The 10159-nt window shown below is 68.9% G+C and carries 14 protein-coding genes and 2 tRNA genes; 8 read left to right on the top strand and 8 right to left on the bottom strand.

Annotation, left to right across the window (positions count from 1 at the left end; translation table 11 throughout):
• Positions 1–555: SDR family NAD(P)-dependent oxidoreductase (locus AB0J09_RS43045; protein WP_360704534.1), on the bottom strand; the 555-nt coding region annotated here is incomplete at its 3' end.
• 9 nt (positions 556–564) lie between these two features.
• Positions 565–1050 (bottom strand): peptide deformylase, encoded by a 486-nt coding sequence (gene def, locus AB0J09_RS43050; RefSeq protein WP_360704537.1) that lies wholly within the window; start codon positions 1048–1050, stop codon positions 565–567.
• Positions 1051–1140: 90 nt separating this feature from the next.
• Between def and AB0J09_RS43055 the strand changes: the two genes are divergently transcribed.
• Positions 1141–1608 (top strand): ribose-5-phosphate isomerase, encoded by a 468-nt coding sequence (locus AB0J09_RS43055; protein WP_360704540.1) that lies wholly within the window; start codon positions 1141–1143, stop codon positions 1606–1608.
• Here the strand turns inward: AB0J09_RS43055 and AB0J09_RS43060 are convergent.
• Together AB0J09_RS43060 and AB0J09_RS43065 are read right to left on the bottom strand one after the other, a co-directional pair.
• The gene (locus AB0J09_RS43060; protein WP_360704543.1) at positions 1605–1751 is read right to left on the bottom strand and encodes a hypothetical protein; all 147 of its coding nucleotides are present in this window, start codon (positions 1749–1751) and stop codon (positions 1605–1607) included. The genes AB0J09_RS43055 and AB0J09_RS43060 overlap by 4 nt on opposite strands.
• Positions 1752–1766: 15 nt before the next feature.
• The gene (locus tag AB0J09_RS43065; RefSeq protein ID WP_360704546.1) at positions 1767–2996 is read right to left on the bottom strand and encodes a GNAT family N-acetyltransferase; all 1230 of its coding nucleotides are present in this window, start codon (positions 2994–2996) and stop codon (positions 1767–1769) included.
• 118 nt (positions 2997–3114) lie between these two features.
• Between AB0J09_RS43065 and AB0J09_RS43070 the strand changes: the two genes are divergently transcribed.
• From AB0J09_RS43070 to AB0J09_RS43080, 3 genes are all read left to right on the top strand, one after another.
• Positions 3115–4230, top strand: coding sequence for a PP2C family protein-serine/threonine phosphatase (locus AB0J09_RS43070; RefSeq protein ID WP_360704549.1), 1116 nt, complete (start codon positions 3115–3117; stop codon positions 4228–4230).
• Positions 4231–4375: 145 nt separating this feature from the next.
• The gene (locus AB0J09_RS43075) at positions 4376–5680 is read left to right on the top strand and encodes a M50 family metallopeptidase (RefSeq protein ID WP_360704552.1); all 1305 of its coding nucleotides are present in this window, start codon (positions 4376–4378) and stop codon (positions 5678–5680) included.
• 7 nt (positions 5681–5687) lie between these two features.
• Positions 5688–6038, top strand: coding sequence for an MmcQ/YjbR family DNA-binding protein (locus tag AB0J09_RS43080; RefSeq protein ID WP_360704555.1), 351 nt, complete (start codon positions 5688–5690; stop codon positions 6036–6038).
• A gap of 75 nt (positions 6039–6113) precedes the next feature.
• Here the strand turns inward: AB0J09_RS43080 and AB0J09_RS43085 are convergent, their stop codons facing one another.
• The 4 genes from AB0J09_RS43085 to AB0J09_RS43100 all read right to left on the bottom strand — a co-directional run bounded on the left by AB0J09_RS43085 (position 6114) and on the right by AB0J09_RS43100 (position 7835).
• Positions 6114–6557 (bottom strand): SRPBCC domain-containing protein, encoded by a 444-nt coding sequence (locus tag AB0J09_RS43085; protein WP_360704556.1) that lies wholly within the window; start codon positions 6555–6557, stop codon positions 6114–6116.
• Positions 6558–6604: 47 nt separating this feature from the next.
• Positions 6605–6964 (bottom strand): helix-turn-helix domain-containing protein, encoded by a 360-nt coding sequence (locus AB0J09_RS43090; RefSeq protein ID WP_360704560.1) that lies wholly within the window; start codon positions 6962–6964, stop codon positions 6605–6607.
• Complete coding sequence (locus AB0J09_RS43095; RefSeq protein ID WP_360704563.1) at positions 6961–7413, bottom strand: SRPBCC family protein; 453 nt, start codon at positions 7411–7413, stop codon at positions 6961–6963. The genes AB0J09_RS43090 and AB0J09_RS43095 overlap by 4 nt, the downstream gene beginning before the upstream one ends.
• A gap of 345 nt (positions 7414–7758) precedes the next feature.
• A tRNA-Pro gene (locus AB0J09_RS43100) sits at positions 7759–7835 on the bottom strand.
• Positions 7836–7924: 89 nt separating this feature from the next.
• On the opposite strand from AB0J09_RS43100, the gene AB0J09_RS43105 reads away from it, so the two are divergent.
• The 4 genes from AB0J09_RS43105 to AB0J09_RS43120 all read left to right on the top strand — a co-directional run.
• A tRNA-Gly gene (locus AB0J09_RS43105) sits at positions 7925–7995 on the top strand.
• A gap of 219 nt (positions 7996–8214) precedes the next feature.
• Positions 8215–8796 (top strand): hypothetical protein, encoded by a 582-nt coding sequence (locus AB0J09_RS43110; RefSeq protein WP_360704566.1) that lies wholly within the window; start codon positions 8215–8217, stop codon positions 8794–8796.
• 2 nt (positions 8797–8798) lie between these two features.
• Positions 8799–9425 carry a uridine kinase gene (locus tag AB0J09_RS43115; protein WP_360704569.1) on the top strand — a complete coding sequence of 209 codons (627 nt, stop codon included), beginning with the start codon at positions 8799–8801 and terminating at the stop codon, positions 9423–9425.
• A gap of 276 nt (positions 9426–9701) precedes the next feature.
• Positions 9702–10159, top strand: a 458-nt coding sequence (locus AB0J09_RS43120; RefSeq protein ID WP_360704572.1) for a DeoR/GlpR family DNA-binding transcription regulator, incomplete at its 3' end; no start/stop codon positions are given.

Here is a 10159-nt window from a genome sequence, read left to right on the forward strand (position 1 = left end):
GGTGTCGGTGGCGCCGGACGAGACCACGTTGACGGTGATCCCGCGCACGCCCAGCTCCCGCGCCGCCACCTTGGCGAACTGCTCGACGGCCCCCTTGCTGCCGCAGTAGAGCGTCAGAGCGGGAGCGGGCACCTTGGTGTTGAGCGTGGAGATGTTGATGATGCGCCCGCCGTCGCGCATCACCCGCGCCGCCCACTGCATGGCCAGGTAGACCGATCGGGTGTTGACCGCGAACACCCGCTCGTACTCCTCGTCCGTGATCTCCGCCATGGGCTTCTGCCCGAGCATGGCGGCGGCGTTGTTGACCAGGATGTCGAGCCCGGGCAGCCGCGACTCGGCCTCACTGAACAGCCGCGCCAGATCCTCCTTGCTGCCCAGATCCGCCCGTACGGCGTGCGCGCCCGTCTCCTTGGCGACCTGCTCGGCGGCCTCCGCCGAGCGCTCGTAGCAGAAGACCACCTCCGCGCCGTCGGCGGTCAGCCGCTCCACGATGGCCTTCCCGATGCCCCTGGATCCTCCTGTGACCAATGCGCCTTTGCCGGAAAGTATGCTCATTCGCCCAACCTATGCTCTGAGCATGATCTTGCGGGCTTCGTTTCGCGGCAGGCGATCGACGTACAGCTTGCCGTCCAGATGCTCGGTCTCATGCTGGAAGCACCGCGCCAGCGACCCGCGGGCCTTGATCCGTACCGGACGCTGGAGCCTGTCGATGCCCTCGACGGTCACGCCCGCGGCGCGCCCGACCGGCGCGTAGATCGGCTGGCGCGTCTGGCGATCGGGCACGGACAGGCAGCCCTCCTCGTCCACCACCTCTTCGTCGTCGTCGACGGTCAGCACGGGATTGATCACGTGGCCCTTGCGCCCGGCGATGTCGTACACGAACAGCCGCCGCGACACGCCGATCTGCGGGCCGGCCAGGCCCACGCCGTTGACCGCGTACATCGCCTGGAACATCTCGTCGATCAGCCGGCGCAGCTCGCGGTCGAAGTCCGTCACGGGGTCCGCGGGCGTGCGCAGGACCGGATCGCCGATGACGCGGATCTCACGCATGGGTCTCTACTTTCGTAAGGAGTGGACTACGGCAGGGGTCCTTACTCTAGTCAGCGAGTCCCATCGGCGGGGCTGTGGAAGACTGGGCGGGTGCGTGTCTACATCGGTGCCGACCATGCCGGCTATGAGCTCAAGAACCACCTCGTGTCCTGGCTCAAGGACCACGGTCACGAGGTGACCGACTGCGGTCCCTTCGTCTACGACCCCGAGGACGACTATCCGGCGTTCGTGCTGCGCGCGGCCGAGGGCGTCGCCGGCGACCCCGCCAGCCTGGGGGTGGTCATCGGAGGCTCGGGCAATGGCGAGCAGATCGCCGCCAACAAGGTGCGCGGCATCCGGGCGGCCCTGGCCTGGAGCGAGGAGACGGCCCGGCTGGCCCGCGAGCACAACAACGCCAACGTGGTCAGCGTCGGCGCGCGCATGCACTCCACCGAGGAGGCCACCGGCTTCGTCGAGGCATTCCTGGCCACGGCCTTCTCCGGCAGCGAGCGGCACAGCAGGCGCATCGCGCAGCTGACCACGTACGAGACGATCGGCCAACTGCCCTCGCTGCCCTAACCCTTGCGCTTGGCGTCGCGCTTGGGGATCTCGTCGCGCAGGGGCCGCCGGTCGGCGGCCTCCTGCTGCTCCTTCGACGGGTTGGACACGTCGCGAGCACGCATGGCGATGGTCGCGGTGATCTGCAAGCTTTGCAGCGCCATGCGTCCGACTCTACGTCAGAACGTCAGGCCCGCCCACGGTTTCGGACTCCACGACATCGCGGTGGCCAGGGCGCGCACAGAGCCGGGTGAGTGCTCGCGCAGCACGCCCGCCTCCAGCGACTCCATGAGCAGCCCGTCGCCCAGGTACGCCGAGCCGAGCGCGGCCACCGGCAGCGTGACGTCCGGCTCGTCCTCGACCGGCTTGCACTCGGCGCCCGTCGGGTCGGCGGTGAGCCGCCAGCGTCCGGCGTTCCACGGGCACACGTCGTCCTCGACCTCGATCACCACGTCCACGGCCGCCGAGTAGGCGCGCGAGGCCAGCGCCTTGTCGACCTCCACGACGCGCACCCACAGCTCGTCGGTCCAGCTCGCGCGGAGCTGGCGCTGGTCGGCGAGCAGCGCGATCAGGGGATCGTCCACCGGCCTGCCGCCCGACTGGATCTTGGAGACCAGGTCGCGGTCCAGGATGCTACGCCAGAGCAGGGCGTAGGCCGCCGGGTCGGCCGCCTCCAGTTCCTGCAGCTTCAGCTCCCCGGCGGGGACAACGTCGGCGTCCCAGTTCGCCTTGACACGGAACAGCGCGTAACCGCGCAGGCCGCCGTCGTCCTCGGCGAGGATCGAGCGCAGCGACCCGTTCCCGCGCTGGTCGCCTTCGTCATCGGCCAGCACGCCGTCCCAGATCTGCGGCTTGCGGTCGTAGCGTCCAGGCCGCCGGGCCACCACGGAGGCGAACAGCCCCTCCAGATCCGCGCGTACGTCGGCGGGCTTGGCCACCCTGATCCGGAGCGACGGGTCCGCCGGAGCGTTCTTGACGAATGCCGAGCGGGACTTGTCGATGCTGAAGTACAGGTTGTGCGAGGCGCGGCCGTACCCGTACCGGCCGTAAATGGCCGCCTCGGAGGCGTACAGGGCGGCGACGCTCTCGCCGCGCTCGCGGACGTCGGAGAGTTGCCTGCGCATCAGCGCGGACAGGATGCCGCGGCGGCGGTGCGAGGGCAGCACGCTGACGCTCGTGACGCCCGCGACGGGGAGCCGGCCGCCGGGTACCGTCATGGTGAAGCTGATGATGGAGGTGACCCCCGCGACGAGGTCGCCGTCGAAGGCCGCGAGAGTGCGGTCGAACTCCGTCTCGGCCTTGAACCGCTCCGCTTGCTGTGGGTGTGGCGTCCAGTTGAACCCTTCGTCGAGAACCCGGGCGAAGGCCGGCCACTCGGATTCGTCAATGGGACGGATCGGGTACGTCATTCGTCCACGGTAGGAGCGGGCAAAGGGGGAGAGCCACCCATTATCCGTGCTTAATGATCAAGGCGTTGGTCAAGTGGGCTGCCCAAACACGGGTCAGACCGATACAGTCAGGCCCATCATGAGTTCCCGTCCGGCGCCGCTGATCCCGCCACGGGTCCGTGCGGTCCTGGTGCGGGTGCCCTTTCTGGTGGCCGCTGTGCGGTTTTTCCGGCGCGGGCCGCTGGCTCGCGACCGCAACCTGCTCCTCACGCTGACCACGCTGGCGCTCGTCATCGGGTTCCTGGCCGCGGAGGTCTCGACCGAGTGGTTCTCGCCGTCGCTGCTCATCCCGGTCACGCTGATCGGCGGGCTCCAGCTCAGGCTGCGCAGCCTGATCAAGCTGCTGGTGGGCATCGGGGTCGCGCTCGGCTACATCGCGATCAACCTGGGCGTGAACCGCATCGGGCTGGGGCTCACGGTGACGATCGTGTTCACCACCGTGCTCGCCCTGCTGTTGGCCCGCACCAGGGGCAAGCTGGGCGTTCAGGGACTGCGCGGCGACGCGATGCTGCTGGAGCTGCGCGACCGGCTCAAGAGGCAGGGTGAGCTGCCCCCGATGCCCAAAGACTGGGGCGCCAAGGTGGTGCTCAAGCAGGCGGGCGGGTCCTCGTTCGGCGGCGACTTCCTGGTCTCCATGCGCGACGGCAACTCCGTCGAGATCGCGCTGGTCGACGTGTCCGGCAAGGGGGTCGACGCGGGCACCAGGGCGCTGCTGCTGTCGGGCACGTTCGGCGGGCTGCTGGGCTCGGTCGACGACTTCCTGCCCGCGTGCAACACGTACCTGCACCGGCAGCGGGGCGACGAGGGGTTCGTGACCGCGGTGCACCTACGCCTCGACCTGGACACCGGCGATTACACGATCACCTCGGCCGGGCACCCGCCGGTGGTGAAGTTCGACGCGGGCACGGGAAGCTGGCAGGTCGCCTCGGCCAAGGGCGTGGTGCTCGGCGTGGTGCCCGATCTGCACTGTGAGCCCGACAGCGGCACCCTGCGCAAGGGCGACGCGCTGCTGCTGTTCACCGACGGGCTGATCGAGCAGCCGGGCCGCGACATCGATGCCGGGCTCGACCGGCTGCTGGGGGAGGCGGAGCGGCTGCTGCCCTCCGGGTTCCGCGACGGCGCGAGGGCGCTGGTGAACGCCATGGCCTCGGGCCACAACGACGACTGCGCGCTGGTGCTGATCTGGCGGCCCTAGGCGCGTCGTCACCTACGGTGATTGTTTGATTGTGTACTGTCAATGCCTTCAAACGGCGAGAAGCCCTGGAGGGCGGCCCGTTCGACTACCCTGGGGCTGTCGGACCCTTAGTCCGCCCCTGTCGTCGGTTACGGAGCGCGCATAGATGAACTGGCTCTATCTCGTGGGGATCATCGTCTTCCTGCTCGGGCTGATGTTCTCCATCGCCTTGCACGAGATCGGCCACCTGCTGCCCGCCAAGCTCTTCGGCGTCAAGGTGACCCAGTACATGGTCGGTTTCGGCACCACGGCGTGGTCGCGGCGGAAGGGCGAGACCGAGTACGGCATCAAGTGGATCCCGCTCGGCGGCTACATCCGCATGATCGGCATGCTGCCGCCCCGCCCCGGCGACGACCCGAACAAGCTCAGGAGCACCTCCACGGGGCCGTTCCAGGGCCTCATCGAGTCGGCCCGCGACGCCGCGCAGGAGGAGGTCCGCCCGGGCGACGAGGACCGGGTCTTCTACCGGAAGAAGTGGTGGCAGAAGGTCATCATCATGTCCGGCGGCCCGGCGATGAACTTCGTGCTCTCGTTCATCTTCTTCACCATCCTGCTGGTCGGCATCGGCCTGCCCACCTGGGCCCCGGTCGTCTCGCCCGAGACCAACACGTGCGTGATCCCGATGTCCGAGCAGCGCGCCACGTGCAAGTCCACCGACAAGCCCACCCCGGCCGCCCAGGCGGGCATGAAGGCCGGCGACCGCATGGTCTCCTTCGGCGGACAGAAGATCAACTCCTGGGACGACGCCACCCGCCTGATCCGCTCCCACGGCCCCGGCCCCGTCGCGCTCGGCATCGTCCGTGACGGCAAGCCGATGACGCTCAATGTCACGCTCATCGCCCAGGACCGGCCCAACCTCCAGGACCCGAAGAAGATCGACAAGAACGTCGGCTTCCTGGGCGTCCTGCCCACCGAGGTCATGGAGCAGCAGAGCGTCGGCCAGGTGCTCGGCTACATGGGCGAGCTGACGGGCCGGGTGGCGGGCTCGATCTTCAACCTGCCGCAGAAGATGGTCGGCGTCTGGCACGCGGCCTTCTCGGGCGAGAAGCGCGACCCCGAGGGCCCGGTCGGCGTCGTCGGCGCGGGCCGCATGGGCGGCGAGATCCTCGCCTCCGACCTGTCCAACGAGAAGAAGATCGCCATCTTCGTCAACCTGCTGGCCGGGTTCAACCTGGCGATCGGCATGTTCAACCTCATCCCGCTGCTGCCGCTCGACGGCGGCCACATCGCCGGCGGGCTGTGGGAGGGCATCAAGCGGGCGTACGCCAAGATCATGCGACGGCCCGAGCCTGGTTACGTGGACATCGCGAAGGTGCTGCCGCTGACGTACGCGATCGCGCTCGTCATGATGATCATGGCTGGCCTGCTGGTCTACGCCGACCTGGTCAACCCCCTCACGCTGACCGGCTGACGGCCCCGTGGACGCCCTGGAGCGGCTGCGCGTCCTCTGCCTGGCGCTGCCCGAGGTCACCGAACGGCTCAGCCACGGGGAGCCCACGTGGTTCGTCAGGGGCAAGAAGACGTTCGTGATGTTCGCCGACCACCATCACGACGACCGCCTGGCGTTCTGGTGCGCGGCCCCGCACGGGGCACAGGAGGAGTTGGTGGGGGAGGACCCGGAACGCTTCTTCCGGCCACCGTACGTGGGGCAACGGGGGTGGCTGGGCGTCTACCTGGACGTGGAGGCGGACTGGGCGGAGATCGCGGAGATCGTCGCGGACGCCTACCGCCAGATCGCCCCGAAGTCCCTGACCGCCTGCATGTCCTGACAAAGTCAGCGGGACCCGGAGCGACGTTGGCGCGGACACCGGCCTGCCGCCGGCGACGCCCCAGCCAGCGGAACGTCAGTTCCAGTTGTCGATCTTGACGTCGTGGGGATCCGGAGCGCCTTTCCCGGTTTCGACCAGTGACTTCAGGCTCAGCAGGAAGACCGCCCACTTGGTGCTGCAGTGGTGCATGAATTCCACCGCCTCCTTCCAGCCTTCGTGCTTGAAGAGAACGATGGTGTAGTCGTCGACCTGCTCGAGGTCCCAGTCCACGTGCGTGCCGATCCATTCTTCGGGGCCGTCGACCACTTCCCACAGCACGCGCTTGCCCGGGTGCAGCTCGAGGACCCTCATGTCGAACCCGCCGGCCCCGAACCGGAACTGGAGCACGCCGCCGAGCTCGTTGCCTTCGCCTCGCGTGTCGGTCGTCCACCAGCCGGCAAGCCCCTCGGCGGTGGTCAAGGCCGCGTAGACCTCGGCAACCGACGACTTGATTCCCACTCTGTGCAGGATGTCCACCATTTTCGATCCCTCTTTCCAGCGTTGGTTCTCGTCTGAAGTCTGTGAATTCACTGCTGGGCGCCCTGCTGGTCCTTGCTGCGCTGAATCGCCTCGGCGATCTGCTTGATGCGCCGGAGCCTGGCGTCCCACGCTGCCCCCACCGAGGACAACTGGGCGACCGCGCGAGCAAGTTGCGCCTCGTCCACCCGGTACCTCTTCTCTCGCCCGGCAGGCGACGCGTGCACCAGGCCGACGCGGTCGAGCACACCGAGATGTTTCGCGATGGCCTGCCGTGTCACGGGCAGCTGCTGGCTGAGGCTGGTGGCGGTGCCGTTGCCGTTGCCATCCGCCAGGAGCAGGTCGAGCATCCGCCGGCGGGTCGGGTCCCCGATCGCGGACCACAGGTCGTCGTCGACGGCGGCGGTCATGGGGTGGACACCAGCCGCGCGATGTACTCCCCGAGCCGGGGAACAAAGGTGTCCCAACCGACGCCGTGTTCGCGGTACTGCTCCGCCAACTTGGCGGCCTCCCAGCCCATCTCCCGGAATCCGGTCTCGGTGAGCCGGATCCTGGTGCCCGTGCCCGACGGGGTGAGCTCGAAGGTGACCAGCAATGAGTTGGCCGAGTCGTCGACCTTGCCGCCGGGATAGCACCAGCGGAACGAGAACAACCGAGGCGGCTCGGCGGTCACCACGCTGATCGGGACGACCTCTGCCCTGTCGCCCCACACGAGCTCACCGACCGCGCCAGGAGTCGCTTCGACGTCGGCGTCGTCGGTCCACCATTGCGAGATGTGCTCAGGGCGGCTGACGACCTCGAAGACCACCTCGGGTGAGGCTTCGACGTGGATCTCGCGTTCGATGCTGCCGTACTCCATACTCTTCACTCTCCATGTGCAACGTTTGGTTGCGCATCACGCTAGCCCGCAATCCGCATTCGCGCAACCATCGGTTGCGCATTGCGGTCGAGCTGTTCCGAGACCCCGCCTCGGCCGCTGGGGCTGGGTGACACGCCCCCAGCCTCGATGTCGCCTGCCGCCCGCACCGCGCCGGCAGATCCGGCGCCTGGGCGGCCACAGCAGCACGGCGACGACCGAGGTCGTTCACCGGAAGCAGGTCCCTCCCGTGGTCCGGGGCCGTGGCGATGGATCGCGTCTTTCGGGCACTCCAAGTGCCATAGACAAGCAGAAGGCCCCTTCCATCCCGGAAGGGGCCCTTTGAGCTGGTCGGGGCGACAGGATTTGAACCTGCGACTTCTTGCTCCCAAAGCAAGCGCGCTGCCAAGCTGCGCCACGCCCCGCCTCGCCGAGTGCGCATGCGCTCCGGGACTCCGGTACGCTTACGCCCTGACGACCGGATGAAGTCTAGACCAGAGTTCGACCGGTTCGCGCGGACGTAGCTCAATGGTAGAGCCCTAGTCTTCCAAACTAGCTACGCGGGTTCGATTCCCGTCGTCCGCTCTGCACGGTAAAAGGCCAGGTCATCCCCGCCGGGGAGCCTGGCCCTTGTGATCTTCGCCTGGCTTTTTCGATCTTTCGTGCGAGTTGCGTGCCCGGCCGGTTTTTCTGGGCGGACGCGGCTGAGGAAGGGCTGAATCCGTTTCGGGGGCTCAGCCAGGAACCGGTCGGGAGACCTGGCCTTCGTGATCTCGGCAGGTGGTTCGGCCTATACTCCGGGGAATGGCGCCAGAGACGGTCCTCGGAGTCCCCACCCGGCACGGAGGCGATCCGGATCGGGTGGCCATCCTCCTTCCGGGCGCGTCATACGTGCCGGCCCGCCCTCTCCTCCACTTCGCCCGCGTCGTGCTCGCGCATCACGGGTGGACCGTGCAGGAGGTCTGGTGGGAGCCGCCAACGGGAGACACGATGGCCGAACGCGAGGCGTGGGTCGTCGAGCAGGCGCGGGAGGCCGTGGAGGCCGAGAGCGCCGGTCAGGTGCTCCTGGTGGGCAAGTCGCTCGGCACGCTCGCCGCACCCCTCGCAGCCGAACGAGGACTGCCCGCCATCTGGCTCACCCCGTTGCTCACCGTGGAGTCCGTCGTCGGGGCGCTGCGGCGGAGCAAGGCTCCCACACTGCTCGTCGGCGGCGCGGCCGACAAATTGTGGGACGGTGAGGTCGCACGGGGTCTGGGGCACCCGTACCTCGAGGTTCCGGACGCCAACCACGGCATGGAGATCTTCGGAGATCCGGTCGCCTCGGCCCGGGTGCTCAAGGACGTGACGGAGGCCATGGACGGGTTCGTGGCGGGGCTGCGCGCGTAGGCATGCGCTGGCGACCGATCTCCCGCGACGCCCTCGTCGAGGAGCTGGCCGAAAGGGTCGCCGCGCGGCAGGGGTGGGTGCGGGTGGCCGTGGACGGCGCGCCGGCTGCGCGTCCTGAGACGCTGGCAGACGAGCTCGTCGCGCCGCTGCGGCTGCGAGGGCGGCCCGTGCTGCGGGTGTCGGCGGGCGACTTCCTACGGCCCGCGTCGCTGCGGCTGGAGCACGGCAGGACCGACCCGGACGCCTTCTACGAGGACTGGCTCGACGCCAAGGCGCTCACGAGGGAGGTCCTCGAGCCCCTGGACCCGGGCGGCTCCGGGCAGGTGTTGCCGCGGCTCTGGGACAGCCGCATCGATCGGGCGTACCGGGCGCCGTACCAGGAGCTGCCCCCGGGAGGGGCGGTGATCGTCGACGGGACGCTGCTGCTGGGGCGGGGGCTGGCGTTCGAGCTGAGCGTGCACGTGTGGCTGTCGGCGGGGGCGCTGGAGCGCGGGACACCTGAGGACGAGCTCTGGCGGCTGCCCGCGTACGAGCGGTACGAGCGAGAGGTACGGCCCCAGCAGGCCGCCGACGTCGTGGTCAGGGCCGATCACCCGGACAGGCTGGCCCGCCTGGTCAACGACGCGTGACGCTGGAACGGGGCGCGGGTCATGTGTGAAACCCGGGTGGCCGCCGGGAAAGGCGGCCACCCCCGTCAACGCGCCGTGGGGCGCTTGCCGTGGTTAGCCTTCTTCTTCTTGCGTGCCTTGCCCTTGCGTGAGCGCCTGGCCATAGCTCGCCTCCGATGATCGGCCGGAACCCGAGCCTCTCTCTCCCCAGGTGACCAGCGCAAGGGCACCACGCTAACTAACATTCCCCAACAATTCCGTGTCATAATTTGGTGGAATCTGTTGGAAGGAGCGGGAGTGCTCGCACAACAGCGTCAGCAGACGATCCTCGAACGCGTGCGCAGCAACGGCGGCGTCCGGGTGGCGGACCTCGTCCGCGAGCTCGGCGTCTCCGACATGACGATCCGCCGCGACCTCGAGGTGCTGGCCGAGCGCGGGTTGCTGGAGAAGGTGCACGGCGGCGCCACCGCACTCGGCCCCGGTTCGACCGAGGAGCCGGGGTTCACCGCCAAGTCGGCCCGCCAGCAGCAGGAGAAGGAGGCCATCGCGCGGCGCGCGGCCGGCCTCGTCAGACCGGGCACGGCCGTGGCCCTCTCGGCGGGGACCACCACGTGGGCGCTGGCCCGCCACCTCATCGGCGTCCCCGAGCTGACGGTGATCACCAACTCGATCCCCGTCGCCGAGGTCTTCCACCGCAACCCGCGCTCAGACCGCACGGTCGTGCTGACCGGCGGCGTGCGCACGCCGTCCGATGC

The sequence above is a fragment of the Nonomuraea sp. NPDC049784 genome (genome assembly GCF_040659615.1).
Classification (GTDB): Bacteria; Actinomycetota; Actinomycetes; order Streptosporangiales; family Streptosporangiaceae; genus Nonomuraea.